This is a genomic window from Erysipelothrix sp. HDW6C (assembly GCF_011299615.1).
Taxonomy (GTDB): domain Bacteria; phylum Bacillota_I; class Bacilli_A; order Erysipelotrichales; family Erysipelotrichaceae; genus Erysipelothrix.
In genome coordinates this window covers 1,468,539-1,490,267 of sequence record NZ_CP049861.1, presented here as the reverse complement: position 1 = coordinate 1,490,267, position 21,729 = coordinate 1,468,539, and the positions used below count along the sequence as shown (strand labels likewise).

The following is a 21,729-nucleotide window of genomic DNA, read 5'->3' as shown; positions in this document are numbered from 1 at the left end:
GTTGAAATCATAATTCTCAGGAGGACAAAGAATGAGTCATAACTTAAAACTGATAGGTATGCAGGCCAACAACCTGCGCAATGTTGACCTAGAGATTCCAAAAAATAAAATTACAGTATTCACGGGTGTCTCTGGTTCGGGGAAATCTTCAATTGTGTTTGATACGATCGCAAATGAAGCAACACGCCAAATGAATCAAACTTATTCAACTTTTGTACAAACTTTCTTACCGAAAGTAGAAAAGCCAGACGTTGTCGCAATTGAAAATTTAAACCCAGCCATCATTATTGATCAAAAAAGAATGGGTGGGAACTCGCGTTCAACTTTAGGAACCATCACTGACATCGGATCTTACTTGAGACTCATATTTTCAAGGATTGGTACACCTCATGCTGGAGCTGCTCATACGTATTCATTCAACGACCCTGAAGGAATGTGCTCAGATTGTGAGGGTATTGGACGTCGTATTGAACCTCAAGTTGATCGAATCATTGATTTCAACCGTTCGCTCAATGATGGTGCTATTTTATTTCCTGGATACGATCGTGATTCGTGGTATTTTCAAATTTACGAAGCGTGCGGGTGGTTTGATCTAGATCTACCCCTTAATCAATACGAACCAGACCTACTTGATTTGCTTTTGTATGGAAACAAGAAGAAGGTATTGGTTCCTGGACCGAATGGTTCAAAGGGATCCAATCTTGAATATGAAGGTGTTCTTGTTAAGTTTAAACGCATGTACATTAGCCGTGATTTAAGTTCTCATTCAAAAAAGACTCAAGATATGGTTGGAGGCTATACAGCGATGCTGCCGTGTCATGGTTGTGGCGGAACACGCTATGCCAAACACATTCTTGCTTCAAAAATTGGTACTTATAATATTTTCGATGTTAGCGATATGGAACTCACCCAGACAAAGAAATTTCTGGATGAAATTGGTAATGTTGCTGAGGTTGCACCAATTGTTGAAGAAGCACTTAAGCGTGTTAACCAACTGATTAATATGAGTTTGGAATACCTTACGCTCACGCGTGAAACAAGTACTTTATCTGGAGGCGAGTCACAACGTGTCAAAATGATGCGCCACTTGAGTAGCAGTCTTAATGGAATGCTTTATATCTTTGATGAGCCGAGTGTTGGTTTGCATCCTAGAGATGTTGCTAACTTAAACAGCATGTTACGGGAACTTCGCGATAAAGGGAATACAGTTATTGTTGTGGAACATGATCGTGATGTCATTCAAATCGCAGATCACATCATCGATGTAGGACCGCTCGCAGGTGTGCATGGTGGTGAGATTATGTATGAAGGGACATACGATGGATTGCTAACTTCATCTACGCTAACTGGTGTTCATTTGACTGCGCTGCCGCCATTTAAAGAGAATCCAAGACCCGCAGAATCGTATTTTGAACTCGAAAATTGCACAACAAACAATCTTCAAAATATAACTGTCTGTATTCCCAAGAATATCCTTACAGTTGTAACCGGAGTTGCAGGATCTGGTAAGTCTTCGCTTATTCATCATGAATTCGTAACACGTTATCCAGAAGCGATTCTTGTTGATCAAAAACAACTTCATGCAAGCACACGATCGAATTTGATGACCTATACAGGTATTTTTGACAAAATTCGCGACACTTTTGCAAAGGCAAACAACGTAGACAAAGCACTATTTAGTTTTAACTCAAAAGGTGGTTGTCAAAACTGCAAGGGACGGGGTGTAACCTTTACAGATCTGGCATTTATGGAAGGTGTCGAAACAGTTTGTTCTGTTTGTATGGGAACCCGTTATCTTCCTGAGGTGGCTGATTACCGCTATAACGGAAAGAACATTATTGAGGTCGGAAGTTTGACGGTTGAAGAAGCCGTTGATTTCTTTAGCGATAAGGTAATTCAGAAAACATTCGCCACTTTAGCGGAGGTTGGGGTTCACTATCTCACCTTAGGACAACCCTTGGATACTTTATCGGGCGGTGAATGCCAACGAATTAAACTCGCCAGTGAACTTCATAAAAAAGGTAACATCTACATTCTTGATGAACCAACAACAGGACTCCACATGTCTGACATCGATATGTTCATGAATATTATTGAGCGACTTGTGAATCAAGGAAGTACTGTTATAATTATAGAACACAATATAGAAGTCATGAGACAAGCAGACTATATTATTGATATGGGTCCACAAGCGGGAAGTCGCGGTGGTACAGTGGTTTATGAAGGACAACCCTTTAAAATTGCTTCCGCCTCAACATCGATTACCAAAGACTACATACTCTAGACTACGGGGGTAGGATTTATGAATAAAGTGTTAAAACGAATTTTGATAAGTGTGGGAATTGTTATTGGCGTTATCGCTCTTGTTTTGGGTGGTTTCATAGGCTACGCGTACGCAACTGATTACCGTCCGGACCAAGAAACAGTCTTAAAAGTTGATCAAGCAAGTCAAAAAGAGACTTTAAATATTGGTTCGGAGTACACGATGATTACATTTAATATTGGCTATGGTGGACTGGGAGAGCAGCAAGATTTCTTCATGGATGGTGGTTCGAAGAGTGGGGCCGATAGTTTGGAAGAGGTCAACGAGAACCTTAACGCGGTTCAAACGTATCTCACCCAAACAGATCCTGATTTTGCATTTCTGCAGGAAGTTGATCTATCTGGTAAACGCAGTTTTAATGTGAATCAATACGAAATACTGCGTGAATCAATGCGTTTTGGATCATTTGCATACAACTACAAAGTAAAATATGTGCCAGTTCCGTTCACCAATCCGCAAGGTGGTGTTGAAAGTGGCATTGTAACGCTGTCAAAGGCGGAACCCTACGAGGCAACGCGTTACAGTTTCGATGGACAGGAAATGGCGATTCAGCAACTCTTTGATTTGAAACGTGCTTTCACAATTTCACGTTTTAAAATCGATGGAAGTGACAAGGAATTGGTGCTTATTAATGCGCATTTCTCTGCATTCGATAAAGGTGGCAAGGTTCGCAAACAACAAGTCAAACAAATGCAAACAGTCCTTGAGACTGAGTCAAAACATGGCAACTATATTATACTTGGTGGTGATTTCAATCATGAACTACCGGGGACATCAGCTGATAATTTTGCATGGACTGAAGCAATCCCATCTTGGGTTATGCAATTACCCCTTGATTTCGCTCCAAAAGGTTATAATTGGGCGGTTGACCCTCAAAATCCAACAGTTCGAGCAGTAGAAGCTGCGTATGTGGATGGTTATACTTACAAAGCGGTGATTGATGGGTTTCTGGTAAGTGATAATATCGAAATACTTCATGTTGAAGGTCAAGGAACGATGAATTTCAAGAACTCTGACCACAACCCTGTTCAATTGCACTTCAAACTCAAATAGAGAAAAGGTTCTTAGCGTCAGTAGTTGACATTAAGAACCTTTTATTTTATAAATTTGTAAAGCGATTGAGGAATTGGCGTACACGATCATGTTTGGGATTATGAAAGAGTTCATCAGGAGTGCCTTCTTCAAGAATAATTCCTTGTTCCATAAACAAGATGCGGTCACTGATATCACGGGCGAAGGCCATTTCATGGGTTACAACAAACATTGTATATCCTTCGTCAGCAAGACTTTGGATTACATTGAGCACATCGCCAACCATTTCAGGGTCGAGGGCAGATGTTGGCTCATCAAGTAATAAGAACTTTGGTTTCATTGTAAGCGCACGGGCAATCGCAATTCGTTGTTTCTGTCCACCTGATAGGCGACGTACTGAGGCATCTTTAAACTGTAGCATCCCCACTCGCTCTAAGTTTCTAATTGCTTCGACTTCAACTTCTTTGGGATCTTCCTTCAAGACACGTACAGGGCCAATCATGCAGTTTTCAAGTACTGTGAGATTGTTAAAAAGATTGAATGATTGAAAAATTATTCCGACTTGGGATCGGTAATGATTCAAATCAAGTGATGGATCGGTAATGTCGATGCCATTAAAATAGATTTTACCATCGTTAAATTCTTCAAGAAGATTAATACAGCGCAGAAGGGTTGATTTACCACTCCCACTGGATCCAATGACTGATACGACTTCACCTTCGTGGATTTCTAAGTTGATATCTTTGAGGACAAGTAAGTCACCAAATGATTTGTTTAAATGTTCAATTTTTAAGAGTGGCATTATTTTTCATCTCCTTTTAAGCTGTCAAAATGTACTTTTGCTGTTTGTGAAGCTGGATAGTTTCCCTTGGGATGGTCCAAACGCTCTTCGATGTAGGCAAGTATCTTTGTAGAAATGAGTGTCAAGGTGAGGTAGATTAATGAAATAATAAAGAACGATTCCATTTGACGGTAATAGATACCCGAGATACGATTTCCTTGGAAGAACAACTCTGCAACAAGAATGACATTCAATACTGATGAATCTTTAATATTTACAACAAATTCATTACCAATTGCGGGTATCGCGTTTCGTAAGGCTTGCGGTAAAATGATGTAACGTAATGTTTGAATTTCGCTCATCCCCAAGGAGCGTGCCGCTTCGTTTTGTCCCGGATCGATTGATTGAATCCCAGCACGGATAACTTCGGACATGTAGGCTGAGGTATTGACTGAAATAACGATAATACCTGAGATGAGGGGGGATATTTCAAATCCCGTTGCGCGTATTCCATAATAGAATAGAATTCCTTGAACCATCATCGGGGTTCCACGGAGGTACTGAACATAGCAGGTTGTGACAATCGTATTAATCTTCTTGATGAATTTCACAATTGAACGATCACGACTGTTAACTTTGATTTGTCGTAAGCCAGCAATAACAAGACCAATTATCAAACCAAAGAATGTACCACATAGGGCAATGAGAAGAGTTGTTCCCAAACCATTGAGGAACATAGGCCAGTAGTTTTGGAGTAAGAATCCAACACCAGCAATAAAGCCGGACGGCATTAATTCTTGGCCAGATGTCGATGCAGATGGCTGACGTTGAATGGCTTCAAGCATAATTTGGTCACGGTCTTCATCGGTTAAACTATTCAAGACACCATTTACTTTTTCAAGGAGTTCCGTGTTACCTTTCGCAACACCGATTGAAACGGTAACGTCTTCGGCAGAAACTTCAAACCCTTGTCCTTCAGCGAATTCTACAAATGTCAATTCACTGTTACTGTCTGTAATTGCTTGTGCTACTGGTTTTTCAGCAACAAATGCTTCAATAGCAAGTGATTTGAGCGCAGTGGTAAGAAGGGGGAATGACTCCATAGGCATGCTATGTGTTACTCCAGGAATTTGTTCAATCAGCGTATCGTGCATGGTACCAATTTGTGCTGCAACACTGCGACCACTAAAGTCTTTGATTGATTGAGCTTCAGCAAGTCCACTGTCCGTTCGAACGACAAGGACCATTTCGCTTTTGTAATAGATATCCGTAAACGCGATAGATTCGCGGCGTTCGGGTGTGTCGGTCATACCAGCGATTACTAAATCAATGTCTCCGTTTTTTGTTGATTCAACCAAACTCGAAAACACAGAGAAATTCTTAATTTTGAGATCCATGCCCAGTTGGTCGGCGATAATACGTGCTATTTGCACATCGTATCCATCGCAATAGGATTGGCCATCCGGTAAGGGCTCGGAAAATTCAGTTTTATTAGTTTGCGTCCAGTTAAATGGTGCGTAGTTGCACTCCATTCCTACCGTTAAAGTTTCATTGGTTGCAGCCACAGGGGATGCGTACATCAAGAGCATTAATGCAACAAGAGCACTACTAATAATGCGTTTCACAGTATTCTTAATCATAATTTCCTCCCAAACAACAAAAAAAGACCGCGCTAGAGGTCCTGTCGAAAAACACACGGATATCTAGCTCCTCTTCCAGGTAAATGGAAGGAGTGTTACAGGTGTTTCCTGTAACCCCACAGTAATCCATTGCATGATGAATTACCATTCGGCGATGGTTGCCTTTCGGAATGCTCGTTGCTTGCCAGCTCCAATTCCTAATCTTCTGCACCGCTACCTCTTTTTAAATTGTTTTTATCACTTCTAATCGTACCATTACCCCTTGGAATGTCAAGGTGAATATTCCAATAATCTGGCGATATTATGTGAAGTTTTAATGATATAAACTAATTTCAACATGAAATACATGATACAATGAACTGATACAGAAATGGAGCTTTTATATGTTGAGATGGTTTAATAAAAACAAGAACAATAAAACGATGGGAAACCCAACGAGTATTTACAATCAAATCAAAACGCACACTGATTCGCAAGGGCGACTTGCTACAAATTTTGAGATTCCAAAAGTGCGTGATGCTTCGCAAATACAATTTGCTCAAGGAGCACGTGACGGAATCGGTATCTACCATATGCAGTCACAATGTAAAATGGTAATTTGTGATCAACTCGTTTCGGTCTTGTCCCGATACAAGCGTTATGGTCATGAGAAAACCATCATAAAAATCAAAAAAATTTTAGATGTGGATATGGGGGCTCAGGAAACAAATTATAGTGTTAATGCTATCGCCCGTTCAAATAAACAAATCTCTGATAACATTATCCGAAAGGTGAGTTTGTCATTGATGCAAGATTCCCATCTAGAACGAGAAGTAAAGTTCGGCATTGCGCTTGCAGGTTTGCTCTCATTCGATATTTCAAATGAATTGAGCACCACCATGACACTCTTAGCGAGCTATGAAGAATTCACTTTATATAGCGTCATATCTTTACAAAAGCAATCACATGGAAATACGGTGATTTTTGATATTGCTCAGCATGTTCATGGATGGGGTAAAATTTATGCTGTAGAGAACCTTGAACCAGAAACCGAAGAAATATGTTCGTGGATACTGAGAGAAGGGTGCGATAACGCTGTTCTTCCTGCCTATCTTGGGCTCACTTGTGCAACAAAAGGGTGTTTAATTGACGCATTACGCGAAAATGTTATTACAGGTGAGGACTTTGAGGGGATTGCGACTATCATAGACGCATTGCTTGATGAAGGTCCGACGGAAGGAATCAGCGTTTATGAGCATGCAACAGAGGCACTGAATCGCTTTTTAGCTCATGCTGCGGTTCACCAGGACTCCTTACATGTTCTTTATGTCTTGTTAAATATAAAACAATGGATTGAACGTGAGAGCGATTGTGGCATTCATTTCGACACAGCCTTGATTGATCCCAATATCTGGAAAATGAAAATCCTCGAAGCACTCACTATGGATTCAAAACTTGATGTTTTCTATGCAACCAACTGTGCGAAACGACTCCATATTGATATTTCGACACAACTTTGGGTCATCGTTGAAGCATCACCAATTCTTAATTATCATTATGTAAGTTCGCTCATTAAGACTCAGGAAACGGCCCAACGTGTTTTAGATTTCTATGAACACGTGTTACCTTTGGACGAAATTGCCAGTGGTATGGGTTTCTCACTGGGACTTACTCCAGAATATGCAAACCATCGCATCTTAGACACACTCCTCTTTGAGATTGAGAAATATCCAGGTATCGGAAGCTGGGTAATTGTAACAGCACTTAATTCGCCCGTCACACGAAATCGAAATGTTGCAATGCGTGTTATTAAAGCCTGGACTGAAAATGAATATCGTGTATCTGATGAAGTTACAGATGTAATACGTGAGATACGCGGAATAGAGGTAGAGCCCAATTTAGTGATTCAATACGATGAAATACTTACGAAAACATCATAATCCCGTAAAATCATTCATATCAAGCGCATTTAGTGTTAATTTGAAGTTATTTTATTGTATAATAAACCAAGCGTATTGTTGGTGTCTTTAATTTTGGAACAATTGATAAAGCCACAGCAGTTATAAAAGGGAATGAGGCAATTATGAACGGAATTCTATGTATAAATAAACCCGAATCGATGACGTCATTTGATGTAGTAGCAAAAGTCAGACGTTTAACCAAGGCAAAGGTCGGGCACAGCGGAACACTTGACCCCATGGCAACAGGTGTCCTTGTCTTAGCATTAAACCAAGGCACAAAGGCCTTGCCTTACTTGGGGGTCGAAGATAAAACATATCACGCCAAACTAAAACTGGGTGTGCACACATCAACCGGTGATATTTGGGGTGATATTGAACGTGAAAGTAAGGTTATTCCTTATGATGAGACAACACTTCGTGCCGTTCTTAAACAGCTAACCGGTCCGCAAGAACAACGAGTCCCTAAAGTATCAGCCAAAAAAATTGATGGCAAACGTTCGTATGACTACGTTTTTAATAATGAAGAAGTCAAACAATTGTATACAAATATAACAATTCACAATTTGGAATTATTGTCGTTTACGGAAACCGAGATTGAATTCACAGCATCTGTATCCAATGGTACATACATTCGAACACTTTGCGAAGATATTGCTGAAGGGCTTGGCATGGATGGTACGATGTCATCTTTACAACGCACCAAAGTTGGGAATTTCACTTTAGAACAATGCATCGAACTGGATGCGATATCCATGGATATGACACTTGTCCCTACAAAAGAGGCAATTATGTTGCCACGGATTGAAAACGAGAAAATGGAAGACTATGTAAAAAATGGCAAACGATTAAAACTAAATACACCGCACGATCGCTTGCTGATTGATGCAGGGGACTATTATGCAGTGTATGAAAGAGAAAGCGATACTGTGTTTAAATCAGTAAGAGGATTATGGTAATGAAACAAACAGTAATTAAAGATCATTTACAACTACAAAAATTCAATACAGAGCTCGCTGCTTGCATTGGATACTTCGATGGACTTCATTTAGGACATCAACACTTAATTAATGAAACGATACGTGTTGCGAAGGAACGTGGGCTCGAGTCAGCATTGATCACTTTTGATCCCGATCCATGGACGGTCATTAACGACAAATCCCATGTCAATCATCTTACGCCAATCAAAGAGAAGGTCCGCGTCGCACAAACACTTGGAATCGATCACTTAATCACGATCAATTTTACGAAAGACACTTCAAAACTAACACCCCTTGAGTTTATTGAAAGCTACCTGGTACCTTTGAATGTTCGTGCTTTGGTTGCGGGTGCTGATTTCCGTTTTGGCCACAAGGGTGCAGGCGATGTTGCGTTCTTGAAACAACACGCTCATTATCACTTCGATACGATTATTTTTGAGTTGGACTTAACGAAAAATAAGAAAATAGGAACAACAATGATTACTCAAGCACTCTTAAAAGGAAATGTTGAGGAAGCAAACCAACTCCTGGGAAGACAGTATGAAATCAGTGGATTTGTCATTGATGGTCAAAAGCAGGGACGTAAAATTGGTTTCCCAACCGCAAACCTTGATGTCGTTGATGAGTATGTAATTCCTGCTGAAGGCGTTTATGCAGGTTTTGTTGAAGTCAATGGCGAAGTATTTCAATCGATGCTGAGTATTGGTCATAATCCGACATTTAACCATACTGAGCACTTGGCAATTGAGACACATATTCTTGATTTTGATCGCGATATTTATGGCGAACTCCTTAAACAAACATTTGTTGCGAAACTACGCGGACAGATAAAATTTGATTCTGTTGATGCACTTATTACACAAATGAAGGCCGATGAAGCTAAGGCCCGCGAGATTCTTAATGCGACTCCATCCGAGTTATAAGAACGCACTCATTCGTGATTTCGGTCGCGAAAAAGCTCAAGAAATTGTCAATGCATACGATTATAAGGCAGTTCATGGATTGCGTATTAATCCACTTAAGGCGATTCCTGTTGATTTTGAAGGGCGTCAATCCCTGATTAATCCAGAAGTTTTCATCGCCGATAATTATTCTCAAACGGTAACCCATCCGTATCATCATGCAGGGTGTTATTATATTCAAGATCCCAGTGCTACAACTCCCGTGCTTGCCTTGGATGTACAATACCAAGACATTGTTTTGGATATGTGTGCAGCCCCTGGTGGAAAAACAACTCAGATCCTGAGTAAGCTTACAACGGGATTTCTTATAAGTAATGAAGTCGATGGCAAAAGAAACCAACGACTGGTTGCTAATCTGGATCGCTGGGGTGCTGAAAATTGTGTGGTTGTCCAAGCAAGTACGAACAAACTCGCAGAAGAGTTTCCCAATACATTTGATAAAATACTCCTTGATGCGCCATGTTCTGGTGAAGGCCTCTATCGTCGTACACCAGAGTTTGCCCTTGAGTATAAAGAGGAAACAATTATTGCGTTAAGCAAGCTTCAGCGTGAACTTCTCGAAGATGCTTACCGTATGATTAAAAATGATGGCGTCATTGTTTATTCGACATGTACTCTGAATCTCGTAGAAAATGAAGGTGTCATCCAACAATTTCTTGAAACCCATTCTGAATGTTATTTAGAGCCATACTCACTCAATACAGCAGAGGCGGGCTATGGGCAACTTGGGAATCAAGTCATGCGATTTTTTCCAAATACATTAGGAGAAGGACACTTTGTTGCACGCATTCGTATCCGTAAGAATGAAGATTCTCAAAGTTTGCATTTTCATGACGCGAATATCCAATCCATCGATCTTTATGATCGTGTTCTTGAAGGGAATTTTCGAAAACGAGACACTCATTTGTATGGATTAAAGTCCCGTGGATTCCTGAAGACATCGCTTAAAGTAACACGAGATGGGGTGCATATGGGTGAGTTTAAGAAAAATTTCTTTGATTATCACCATGCACTCTCACAATCCGTGTCATTCGCAGATGACTTCGACCATGTGGAATTGAATCTTGAACAAGCATACCGATACCTTTATGGTCATCCAATTCCAACATCTGTAAAAGGGATACATTGTGTAAATTATGACAATCACTCACTAGGTTTTGTGAAAGGTGATGGAAAACGAGGGAACAACCGTTATCCGAAAGGAATTCGAAATAAATTTGACACCTATTAGGTGTCTTTTTTTGATATGATAACTGCAAAAGGTGGGCTATCCAATGGTTGTAAGCAAACGAACATTAATTACAAACTACAAACGGAATTTACGCGCGTATTTTGAAGAACAATTTGCGGTGTTTTTTCAAAGTATTCCTGATATTGCATTCAGCGCCATTGCATTTGAGGTCGTTCCTGAAACTGGAGAAGTCACAGTATCGTTGAATACAGAATTTGATTTTTATCGAAAGCTTCACTATTATAAAACACAAAAGATTGTTGATTCCACACTAACAGAAGATTCACTGCATTCACTGAAATGTACAATACGCGATTGGAACTACCAGGCTATTGCCACAAATCAACCGGTTGATGAAGATGTGATTGCCTTTCACTTCCAAGACAAGCCTGAGCAATTTATGAATCTGTTTGTAAATGCAATCTTGGAGTTTATGGATACAGACGCCTACCAATTATTACCAAAAGTTAATGATTTTGTTGTTTTGTGCATCGCACCCAACGACAGCATAGAACAAGCACAATTGCGTTTTGATAAACTTCATGCAAAACACCAATTAAAGAAGGAAATCGCTGTCTGAAATCGGTCGCTAAATTCATAATGATTTTAGGCATCTCTTCTTTTGTTTGCATACTATTTCTGTTATAATAACCTTAGTAGGTGATAAATATGACAAATGAATATGTGTTAATCCAAAATAAAGCAGATGGCTTCGGTCAAATCGCTGTTTCAAACAATGTGTTTAATCATATTGTTGCAATTACAGTGAATGAGAACAAGAACATTTTCTTTGAAGATGGAACTGGAAAAAAATCTCTTTCTGTAAGCAATGCGAACGGTCATGTCAATATCGACCTTAAAGTTCGTATTCAATATGGAAAAGATGTTGAACGTGTCGTAAAGGCATTGCAAGACGAACTTCGTCGAAACATTGAAATGATGGTTGATTTCAAAAATACAACAATCAATGTTAACGTCGTCGGTTTCAAGTTTAATTAAGAAGGAAGCAGATGTCTGCTTCTTTTAGTGTGGAGGTTTTATGTCAAGTTCTCGTTTAGTTGAAAGACAAAACGCAATGATTGCTGTATATATACATTTGGTACGCAATCAATCAATGGATGATATTCTTGAGGATAATCGTTTCATTACAAATGTAAGTGACTTTCCCGTTAAGTTTGACTTTAGCGAGGAAATGAATCAGGTGATTTTTCGTGCCGTTGATCGTATTGATACATACGAGCGTGCTATTGATCTCTTTTTAAACAAATGGCGTTTTGAACGTTTGGGTTATATCGAGCAAGCAATTTTACTTGTTGCATGTGCTGAGTTAGAACTTGGAATTCAAGACAAAGTTGTTGTTGTTAATGAGGCTGTCCGTTTGGCTAAAGATTATGCTGAAGAGGAGTCTTATAAATTTATCAATGGAGTGCTTGATGCAATATGATGCAAAATGAGAAGATTTTAACAGTCAGTGAATTTGTTAATGAACTCAAAGATGTTGTCAACAATCATCCGTCTTTTAAGAATGTCGCATTAGTCGGCGAGCTTTCGAACTTTAAAGCTCACCATAGTGGGCATTTTTATTTTTCTCTCAAGGATAAGGATAGTCGCATCGCTTGTGTAATGTTTAAAAGTAAAGCAGTAACGGTTCAATTCCGACCAAAAGATGGCGACAAAGTAGTTCTGCATGGATCGTTACAAGTATTTGAAAGCAGTGGCAGTGTGCAGATATACGCTGACCGCATGAATTTGGATGGCCTGGGTGATCTTCACATTCAATTTGAACAACTCAAAAAAGAATACGAAGAAAAAGGGTACTTTGACGCAGTACATAAAAAGTCTGTTCCGCCATATCCACGGAGTATTGCGGTTATTGTTGGTGAAAACAGTGCTGCATATCACGACATTAGTCGAACCCTTGCTGAACGATGGCCGCAGGCACTGCAGATTGATTTGCTCGCCTATGTACAGGGCGAAAACGCAATAAAGAGTATTGTGCAGATGTTAACCATTGCTCACAATAAGAAGGTTGATGTCATCATACTTGGGCGTGGCGGTGGCTCCATCGAGGATTTATGGGCATTTAATGAACGTGATGTAGTGGAGGCGGTCTTTAATGCAACAATACCGGTAATCTCGGGAATTGGTCATGAGAGCGATACAACTCTTACGGATTTTGTTGCTGATTATCGTGCTGCAACACCCACTGCTGCAGCAGTTTATGCCACTCCAAACCGTACCGATATGCTTGCACTTATTCGTGATTATAAAAATCAATACTATATTCGTGTGCGCAATAAACTTATGCAGGAAAAAAAGCAGTATGATTACATTATTAATACCAGTTATCTTGGAAAACCAGAAGCTATCATTGACAAAAAGAGACAGCAAATCGATTACTACCAAACACGTATTACCCACCAAGTTAGCATGTTTGATGCGATTAAACAGGCCCTGCAACGCTTTGATGTCGAGTCTGAATCCGCATTGATGAAGATATTTCATACACATGAGCAGCTATTAATATCCGGGAATCGTGAATTCGCAAGAATCATGAATTATAAGCTTGATAATCAGACGCGATTGTTACAATCCACCAATGCGAGAATGGAAAATCTGTTCGGACAAAATCTGCGCACTCTTGATAAAAACAGGCAAGTTCTTAACGACAATCAGGTCGTCTTAGTGCGCCGTGTGGAACGTTCAATCAACTTGAAAAAGAGCCAGTTTAGCGATATAATTAAAACATTAAGCAACAACAATCCCGCTCAAAAAATGATGCAATTGTTTGATAAAGGATTCGTAAAAATTCAACACGACGATGAACCCATCACAAGTATTCATAACATTGCGGTTGATGAAACAGTAACGATGACATTAAGTGACGGTATTCTTACCGCAAAAGTCACAGGGAAGGAAGAACTATGACCCAAGAATTCAATTTTGAAACAGCAATGAAGCGTTTGAGCACAATTGCTGATGAACTTGAAAAGGATACACTGCCACTCGATGATGCGATTGCGTTGTTTGAAGAGGGGCTGGAATTATCCAAACAATGCCAAGAAAAACTCAACGGTTATGAACAAACTGTAAAGACCCTTGTTCAAAAACATCAAGGAGATAAAAATGACGCTAACAATTGAAAAGCATCTTCGGACGCTTGTTGAAACCTATGGCCAAACGACGGTAAAAGACGCAATGTCTTACTCGCTTTTAAGTGGCGGCAAGCGGATTCGTCCACGTTTGGTTCTTACACTTTTACATGACCTCGGAGGCACTCCTGAAAAGGGGATGGATGCAGCATGTGCTATCGAGATGATTCATACATATTCACTTGTTCATGATGATCTTCCTGCAATGGATAATGATGATTTTCGACGTTTTAAGCCTACAAACCACAAAGTCTATGGTGAAGGTATGGCAATTCTTGCAGGTGATGGTCTGCTTACAGGTGCATTTACTACGATTGCTAACGCGCCACTTGATGCCCTCGAAAAGGCACAATGTATCGAAATTCTTGCCCGTAACGCTGGTGCGCTCGGCATGATTTTAGGACAAGAACTCGATATTGATGATAATATTTCAAATATTGACGGCTTAATCCGTTGTTATGAGCTCAAAACAGGATGCCTATTCTCAGCTGCATTGGAAATGGCTACCGTTATCGCAGGACGTCAAGACTTACAATCAATCGCTTTTGAATTAGGTCAGCGTCTTGGTGTGGCTTTCCAGTTTCAGGATGATCTGCTTGAAGCAACCAAATCATCGGAAGAAATTGGGAAAAGCAGTCAAAGTGATACCGATCGTTCAAAGGCTACAATTGTATCCATTCTTGGGCTTATACAGGCTCAAAAAGTTACTGCCGAATTATTCATTAAAATCAAGAGTCTGTTGGATCAATTACCTCTAACAGATACACAATTAGAAGCACTCATTGCAGAAATGGTAGATCGCAACCTTTAGGAGGCTATTTTGTTCAATCAATTTGAGAAACCCAATACATTACGTGAATTGAAAGTACCTGAGATTTCAAAGCTCAGCGACCAAATTGCAGAATATCTTACTGCAGATACACGTTTTGATGTCGAAACAATCATTAAGAATATCAATGTTCTTGAAACAACGCTTGCTTTGCATTATGTCTTTGACTTGCGTACCGATCGGGTTATTTTCGATGGTGGATCACAAGTGATGGTCCACAAAATTCTCACAGGAAGAGCCGATGAATTGTCTTTAAGAACAAATATTCCATTAACACTCGACACATCCAATCTCTATGATGCCTATCAAGGGGGCGATATTGGTGAAGGTCTGGGTGTCGCTTTAGCGTATGCTTTGGAATCCAACGAACGTGTCATTATCATGCTTGATGACCATGCACTCAATTATGGGGTTACCTATGAGTCGCTTGTTCAAATCAGCAAGAATAAACCCAATCTCACAATTATAATGATTGATGAGCAACAATCGCTTTTACGTCATTATACGTCCATTGATTCTTTGGTAAAAAGTGTGCGTATTAGTAAGACATATGTCGGACTAAAGAAAGATATGAAGTCTGTGTTGGATTCAAATCCAATTTCAAGACCTATTTTTAATACATTGGTGAAGATGCGCGACGCCCTTAAGGAAACGGTACTTGAGCCTACAATTTTCACGCAATTTGGAATCGATTACCATGGTCCCATCGATGGGCAAAACTTACCGGATCTCATTAAGGTATTGACACTTGCAAAAAACTTCAAAGGACCCAATTTGATTCATGTTCAAACTCGTTTGCGAAAGAATGCGCGACGTAAGCTTGAATTTCCTGCATTTAAAACGGATACAACACTTCCTGACAACTTCAAAACCCATCATGAAATGTTTGATCAGGTACTTGTTGGCAAGCGCAACCCCAAAATGATGCTTTTGGTTGATGCACTCAACTTCGGAGATTATTTCCGAGAGTTTGAAGAAGCGTATCCAAACAACTATAAAGTAACAACGGGTTCAACAGAGTCATTGATTACAATGGCGGCAGGATATGCCCGTATGGGATTCCATGTTGTACTTGCGTTGGCATCAACACGCATTATCGATGCTACTTCACAATTACGTCATCAATTTGTAATACCCAAACTACCTTTAACAATATTAGTTCGAAAAACTGGGTTATCAAGTTCAGGGAATGCATATGAACAGGGTATCTATGATATTGCACCCTTGTCTTCGATGGCTAATGTCTTCATGGCATCAGACATAAATGAATCTTATGCACTTTTAGATACGATTATTGAGTCACCAGGAATCAATGTTTTACGTTATCAAAACACACCTGAAGCGTATGAGTTTTCATCTCCTAACGTTTCGTTAGCATGGTCTGTAGTTAAACCAATTCGTGAAGAAACAAATGGGGTTGTTTTAACATTTGGATCTGCGGTAAATCAATTTGCCAAACGCATTGAGAGTAATGCATTGAATATTAGTTTGGTTAATTGCCGTCATATAAATGCTATCGATACTGAATTATTGGTAACGTTAAATGAACTAAAACTTCCCGTACTTATTTATAATATTGAGAGTGATTCGAATGAGCTCTATGCGAATGCACAACGTGCCTGCTATGAATTGAACCTTAAAGATCTGCAACTCATTCGCTGTGATCTTGAAGGTATTGACTTAAATCTTCCAACGAAAGAATTAAAACGAGTTCATCACATCCATATAGATGATGCACTTAATTTATTATTAGAAAGGTGATTTCTTATGCTCCGTCATTTAGCGATTAAAAACTACATATTAATTAACGATATCAGTGTTGACTTATCCGATAAATTCAATGTTTTTACCGGTGAAACCGGAGCAGGGAAGTCGATGCTTGTTGATGCCTTAAACTTTGTTTCAGGGCAGCGCAGTAGTGCGAACATCGTTGGAAAACATGGCGATGTCGCGCGTGTTGAAGCGTCATTTGAGTTCCCAGAGAATCACCCAGTGTTCATGAAACTGGACGAGCTCGGACTTTATGAAGAAGGTGAAACATTTCTCATAATCACGCGAGAAATGAGCCGAGAAGGTCGAAACGTGTGTCGTATTAACCGACGTATTGTCAATCTTACAACCATACGCGATATTCTTGATAATGTGCTAGATATCCATTCACAACATGAAACACAATACCTCCTTAATGCGAAGAATCATCTCAACTTACTCGATTCGTATGCTCGAAATGGACAATTGCAACGTGAGTATGATGAAAAATATTCGGTTTACCAACAGTCTAAACTACGCATTAAAAACCTCAAGAACAGTGACATCAATCCAAACGAAATTGAGTTTGCGCGTGCACAGTTGGCGGAAATTACGGATTTGAAGCCAAGTCTGGATGATTATGAAAACCTAACGCTTGCGATTAAGGAAATGAGTAATTTTGATAAATACAAAACGCTCTACGACAAAATAAACAGTGTGTTTACAAAGGAGCCTGGCGGCCTTACACGCTTCTATGATGCGTTGGATCTTTTTGCTGATTTGGACAATGAAGAACTTAATGAACGTTATAAAGATGTCTACTATCAAATGGAGGACATTCGCGATACCATAAGTCAATTGCGTGCTGACTTGAATTTTGATGAATTTGAGTTTGACCGTTATCAAAAACGAATGTACCAATACCAACAACTCCTTAAGAAGTATGATTCGATTGACGATATACTTGAACAATCCAGAATTCTACAAGAGCGTATCAATCAAGCAGAGAATTATGATGATATCCTTGTAGACTATGAAAATGAACTGCGTGATGCGTTGGCAGATGTTATGGAATATGGAGAAATACTCCGTGATTCACGTGTGGAATCAGCAGCAAAGCTCGAAGCCGCAGTCGTAACACAGCTTAAGGACTTAATGCTTGAAAATGCGCAGTTTAAAATTGTCTTTGACTCAAAAGATCCGTCGTCGGATGGCATTGATATTGTATCTTTCTGGGTCAGTATGAATAAAGGTGAATCACCTTCACCTCTTGATAAGGTCGCGAGTGGTGGGGAACTATCACGTCTTATGCTTGGCCTAAAGGTTATATTTAGTGATATCTATGGTATATCAACGCTTGTTTTTGATGAAATTGATACGGGAGTTAGTGGTCGTGTCGGTATGGAAATCGGCTTAAAAATGAAACAACTTTCTAAGACCGCTCAAGTATTGACAATTTCTCATTTGAGTTCTGTTGCAGCGTGTGCAGATCATCATTATCTTATCTCAAAAGCACAAGATGATGAACAAACTGTCACTTCAATTACGCAAATATCAGAGAATGAGCGTATCGCCCAGCTTGCACTTATCATGAGCGGTAGTGTATCTGCTGCATCATTGGATGCAGCGAAAGAGTTACTAGAGGAGGGGCAACGTTCTTAATGGCCCAAATTATTTTTCATATTGACATCAATGCATTCTTTGCGAGTGCACATACAATCCAGGAACCTGCACTTGAAGGTAAACCGGTTGCCGTATGTTCGAACCACCGTGGTTCAGTTATTACTACTGCATCCTACCCAGCGCGGGTTTTTGGTGTTCAGTCCGCTATGCCTTTAGCACATGCGAAAAGATTATGTCCAGATCTCATCGTTGTTGATATGGATTTTGAACTTTATCAGGATTTGTCAAAAAAATTCTTTGATATTATTCGTTCGTATTCTACCAAACTTCAGCAAGCAAGTATTGATGAATGTTATGTTGATGTTACTGAAGTCATTAAAACCTATGATAAACCGCTTGATTTGGCTTCTGAAATTCAACAAAGAGTTTTAAAAGAATTAAAACTTCCCATTTCCATCGGCGTTGCTCCCAATAAGTTCTTGGCAAAAATGGCCAGTGATATGTTAAAACCCATGGGAATTACGGTGCTCCGTATTCGTGAAGTAGATAAGCATTTATGGCCACTCCCAATTCATGAAATGCATGGTATTGGAAAGAAGACTGTGCCTAGACTTATTGAGGCTGGTATTACGACTATTGGTGACTTAGCGCAGCAAGACCCAGAGAAAATGCGTCAGTTTTTAGGAATTAATGCACAGTCTTTTGTCCAAAAGGCCAATGGTATCGATTATTCTATCATTGAAACTGAATCAACTGCAAAGTCAATCGGTCAATCGAAAACATTTACCAATGCCATGACCGAACTCGATGAAATTCGTCATGCAATTATGGTTGAAGTAAGTGAAGTTGAACGCCGCGTTAAACGGGCAGATATGGCCGGTAAAACAATTACGTTTGCACTGCGAATGGAAAACTTTAAAACTGCAGCCCGTTCTGTGACGCTTGATTCCTATGTCGATGATAAGAATCTAATATTTGAACGCGTAATGAGTTTGTATGATGAATTTGATGGTCAAGACGGTATTTCATTTATTTCGGTTTCACTATCAAATCTTGTATATAAAGATGAGATTGTGGAACAACTCAATATATTTGATGATCTCGAAAATCCCACAATTAATGACATTATCTCACGACTTAATGATGAACTAAAAACAAACGTATTCAAGACACCGCGTGATCTCTTGAAGGAGCAATAAGATGGCATTAAAACAATATCTGATCGAGTTCAATCACTACATTCGTTTTATTGATCCCAAAGCATCGCTAACGGTTGTATCCTACAACAATGATATTCAACATTACATAAACTATTTAGAGGAACAGGGTATGAATGATATAGAGTCCATAACATACCATGATATTAGTGGATACATTACGGCACTAAATGATACTTATGAGTTTGCAAGTATTCAACATAAGATTGTAAGCATTCGCCAGTTTCATCAGTTTCTTGTCCGAAGCGGCAAAGCGACCCACGATCCAACCCAATACATGAGTCTCAAACGGCAAGGGAAACGATTGCCGCATGTCGCATCCGATCATGCGTTACAAACGCTTTTTAAAATGGACATTGCGACTGGAAAAGATATTCTTGATTATGCAGTGCTCATCCTATTGTACCGATGTGGCCTGCGTGTAAGCGAGTGTGTTAATTTGACTTTCGCCCAAGTATACAAACAAGAAAAGTGGTTAAGAATCGTTGGAAAAGGGGATAAAGAACGCATGATTCCCATTTCGGACGATGCCCTTAATGCTCTTTACCGTTATATTGATACAGTGCGACCCCATTGGGTTGTTCAGGCTTCTGAGTTTATTTTCATTGGAAAAAAAGGAACTCAGTTAACACGACAATATGTGCACAATATGATAAAATTAAGATGTAAAGAACTTGGGATATTCGAACCAATCTCTGCGCATACATTGCGTCATTCATTTGCTACCGGAATCTTAGAAGCAGGTGTTGACTTGCGTATAATTCAAGAGTTGTTGGGACACTCAGATATAGCAACAACGCAAATTTATACGCACGTTAAAAATAAAACAATGAAGCGAGAGTATACAAAATATCTCACGGGTGGTTTTTCAAACAAAGGAGGAAATAACGATGAAGAAATTTGATCGTATTATTACAATTGTAATGGACTCTGTAGGAGCAGGTGCAGCGCACGATGCAGAGAAATTTGGCGACTTAGGTTCTGATACGCTCGGACACATCGCCGAGCGCATGAACGGCCTTAAAATGCCCAATATGGAGAAACTCGGCCTTGGAAACCTTCATGAAATCCAAGGGGTTGCCAAAGTAGATAATCCTGCTGGTTATTATACAAAAATGATCGAAGCGTCCAACGGAAAAGATACAATGACAGGTCACTGGGAAATGATGGGCTTGAACATTCAAAACCCATTCATCACATTTACAGAGACAGGTTTTCCAAAAGAACTACTTGATGAACTTGAAAGCCGCACCGGATATGGAATTATTGGTAATAAATCCGCAAGTGGAACAGAGATTTTGGACGAATTAGGCGAAGAACACATGAAGACAAAAAAAATGATTGTCTATACTTCAGCTGATTCAGTTTTACAAATTGCTGCCCATGAAGAAGTCTTTGGACTTGATGAACTTTATCGTGTATGCGAAATTGCGCGTGAGCTCACAATGAAAGATGAATGGAAGGTTGGTCGTGTTATTGCTCGTCCATTCGTAGGGAAGGCAAAGGGAAGTTCGCAAGAACTCCAAACCGTCATGACTATGCTCTCAAACCTTTTGATAAAACAGCTCTTGACTCACTGAAGGAAAAGGGACTTGATGTCATAAGTGTTGGGAAAATTGTAGATATTTTTGACAATGAAGGAATTACGGAAGCATTCCGCACCAAGTCGAACCATCATGGAATGGAAGAGACAATCCGCATTGTTCGTGATGTAGACTTCAAAGGATTCCTTTTTGTAAATCTCGTTGACTTTGACGCTCTCTATGGACACCGTCGCAATCCAATTGGCTATGGTGAAGCCTTAGAAGAATTTGATACACAATTGGGTGAATTACTCCCATTAATCGGCGAAAATGATTTACTCATTATCACCGCTGATCATGGAAACGACCCAGTCCATGCAGGAACTGATCACACGCGAGAAGAGGTTCCTGTATTGTATTACTCACCGCAGTTACATGGAAATGGATTGCTTCCAAAGAATCCTACATTTGCAGATCTCGGTGCGACAATTGTCGACAATTTCGATGCTACACCAACTGCAAATGGAACATCTGTTTTAGATTTATTGAAATAGTCTCAAGTTATGAATAAAGCCAGATAATTTATCTGGCTTTAAATTTATCAAACTGAGTGTATTTGGTGAGTGAATAGCAAAGGGTAATATTATTCTCGCACCTAAAAGTTACATAATATACATTATGCGAAGTAATGAATGTAAGAACATATAGACTAAAGACCTCATAATACACGAGGTCTTTAGTCTGATAACA

At 39.6% G+C, this 21,729-nt stretch carries 18 protein-coding genes, 1 pseudogene and 1 riboswitch; of the genes and pseudogenes, 17 read left to right on the top strand and 2 right to left on the bottom strand.

Going from position 1 to position 21,729, the window contains the following annotated elements; translation table 11 throughout:
- Window positions 1-31 precede the first annotated feature (31 nt).
- Together G7062_RS07120 and G7062_RS07115 are read left to right on the top strand one after the other, a co-directional pair.
- Window positions 32-2,284 carry an excinuclease ABC subunit UvrA gene (locus G7062_RS07120; protein WP_166065218.1) on the top strand — a complete coding sequence of 751 codons (2,253 nt, stop codon included), beginning with the start codon at window positions 32-34 and terminating at the stop codon, window positions 2,282-2,284.
- An 18-nt stretch (window positions 2,285-2,302) separates the two neighbouring features.
- Window positions 2,303-3,376: an endonuclease/exonuclease/phosphatase family protein gene (locus tag G7062_RS07115; RefSeq protein WP_166065217.1), complete on the top strand. Its 1,074-nt coding sequence runs from the start codon at window positions 2,303-2,305 to the stop codon at window positions 3,374-3,376.
- Between the two features lie 46 nt (window positions 3,377-3,422).
- On the opposite strand, the gene G7062_RS07110 is transcribed toward G7062_RS07115, so the two are convergent.
- Both G7062_RS07110 and G7062_RS07105 read right to left on the bottom strand, forming a co-directional pair.
- Window positions 3,423-4,157 (bottom strand): amino acid ABC transporter ATP-binding protein, encoded by a 735-nt coding sequence (locus tag G7062_RS07110; protein WP_166065216.1) that lies wholly within the window; start codon window positions 4,155-4,157, stop codon window positions 3,423-3,425.
- Window positions 4,157-5,776, bottom strand: coding sequence for an ABC transporter substrate-binding protein/permease (locus G7062_RS07105; protein WP_240915934.1), 1,620 nt, complete (start codon window positions 5,774-5,776; stop codon window positions 4,157-4,159). Before G7062_RS07105 ends, G7062_RS07110 begins: the two co-directional genes overlap by 1 nt.
- 56 nt (window positions 5,777-5,832) lie before the next feature.
- Window positions 5,833-6,006, bottom strand: a riboswitch (Lysine riboswitch).
- Between the two features lie 153 nt (window positions 6,007-6,159).
- Between G7062_RS07105 and G7062_RS07100 the strand changes: the two genes are divergently transcribed.
- From G7062_RS07100 to G7062_RS07030, 15 genes and pseudogenes are all read left to right on the top strand, one after another.
- Complete coding sequence (locus G7062_RS07100; protein WP_166065215.1) at window positions 6,160-7,695, top strand: hypothetical protein; 1,536 nt, start codon at window positions 6,160-6,162, stop codon at window positions 7,693-7,695.
- A gap of 143 nt (window positions 7,696-7,838) precedes the next feature.
- Window positions 7,839-8,672, top strand: a complete 834-nt coding sequence (truB, locus tag G7062_RS07095) for a tRNA pseudouridine(55) synthase TruB (protein WP_166065214.1) — start codon at window positions 7,839-7,841, stop codon at window positions 8,670-8,672.
- Window positions 8,672-9,616 carry a bifunctional riboflavin kinase/FAD synthetase gene (locus tag G7062_RS07090; protein ID WP_166065213.1) on the top strand — a complete coding sequence of 315 codons (945 nt, stop codon included), beginning with the start codon at window positions 8,672-8,674 and terminating at the stop codon, window positions 9,614-9,616. The genes truB and G7062_RS07090 overlap by 1 nt, the downstream gene beginning before the upstream one ends.
- Window positions 9,594-10,886: a hypothetical protein gene (locus G7062_RS07085; RefSeq protein WP_166065212.1), complete on the top strand. Its 1,293-nt coding sequence runs from the start codon at window positions 9,594-9,596 to the stop codon at window positions 10,884-10,886. Before G7062_RS07090 ends, G7062_RS07085 begins: the two co-directional genes overlap by 23 nt.
- Window positions 10,887-10,929: 43 nt before the next feature.
- On the top strand, window positions 10,930-11,466 hold the full coding sequence (locus G7062_RS07080) for a hypothetical protein (protein ID WP_166065211.1): 537 nt from the start codon (window positions 10,930-10,932) through the stop codon (window positions 11,464-11,466).
- 89 nt (window positions 11,467-11,555) lie between these two features.
- Complete coding sequence (locus G7062_RS07075) at window positions 11,556-11,885, top strand: Asp23/Gls24 family envelope stress response protein (RefSeq protein WP_166065210.1); 330 nt, start codon at window positions 11,556-11,558, stop codon at window positions 11,883-11,885.
- Window positions 11,886-11,925: 40 nt separating this feature from the next.
- The gene (locus tag G7062_RS07070) at window positions 11,926-12,330 is read left to right on the top strand and encodes a transcription antitermination protein NusB (RefSeq protein WP_166065209.1); all 405 of its coding nucleotides are present in this window, start codon (window positions 11,926-11,928) and stop codon (window positions 12,328-12,330) included.
- Entirely contained in the window at window positions 12,327-13,814 is a 1,488-nt protein-coding gene (gene xseA, locus G7062_RS07065; RefSeq protein ID WP_240915933.1) for an exodeoxyribonuclease VII large subunit, read from the top strand. Before G7062_RS07070 ends, xseA begins: the two co-directional genes overlap by 4 nt.
- Window positions 13,811-14,029, top strand: coding sequence for an exodeoxyribonuclease VII small subunit (gene xseB / locus G7062_RS07060; RefSeq protein WP_166065208.1), 219 nt, complete (start codon window positions 13,811-13,813; stop codon window positions 14,027-14,029). Before xseA ends, xseB begins: the two co-directional genes overlap by 4 nt.
- Window positions 14,013-14,849 carry a polyprenyl synthetase family protein gene (locus G7062_RS07055; protein WP_166065207.1) on the top strand — a complete coding sequence of 279 codons (837 nt, stop codon included), beginning with the start codon at window positions 14,013-14,015 and terminating at the stop codon, window positions 14,847-14,849. Before xseB ends, G7062_RS07055 begins: the two co-directional genes overlap by 17 nt.
- A gap of 9 nt (window positions 14,850-14,858) precedes the next feature.
- Window positions 14,859-16,628: a 1-deoxy-D-xylulose-5-phosphate synthase N-terminal domain-containing protein gene (locus tag G7062_RS07050; RefSeq protein ID WP_166065206.1), complete on the top strand. Its 1,770-nt coding sequence runs from the start codon at window positions 14,859-14,861 to the stop codon at window positions 16,626-16,628.
- A 6-nt stretch (window positions 16,629-16,634) separates the two neighbouring features.
- Entirely contained in the window at window positions 16,635-18,278 is a 1,644-nt protein-coding gene (gene recN / locus G7062_RS07045; RefSeq protein WP_166065205.1) for a DNA repair protein RecN, read from the top strand.
- Window positions 18,278-19,438 carry a DNA polymerase IV gene (dinB, locus tag G7062_RS07040; RefSeq protein ID WP_166065204.1) on the top strand — a complete coding sequence of 387 codons (1,161 nt, stop codon included), beginning with the start codon at window positions 18,278-18,280 and terminating at the stop codon, window positions 19,436-19,438. Before recN ends, dinB begins: the two co-directional genes overlap by 1 nt.
- Before the next feature lies 1 nt (window position 19,439).
- Window positions 19,440-20,360: a tyrosine-type recombinase/integrase gene (locus tag G7062_RS07035; protein WP_166065203.1), complete on the top strand. Its 921-nt coding sequence runs from the start codon at window positions 19,440-19,442 to the stop codon at window positions 20,358-20,360.
- Window positions 20,347-21,533, top strand: a pseudogene (locus G7062_RS07030) (phosphopentomutase). Before G7062_RS07035 ends, G7062_RS07030 begins: the two are co-directional and overlap by 14 nt.
- The last annotated feature ends 196 nt before the right edge of the window (window positions 21,534-21,729 follow it).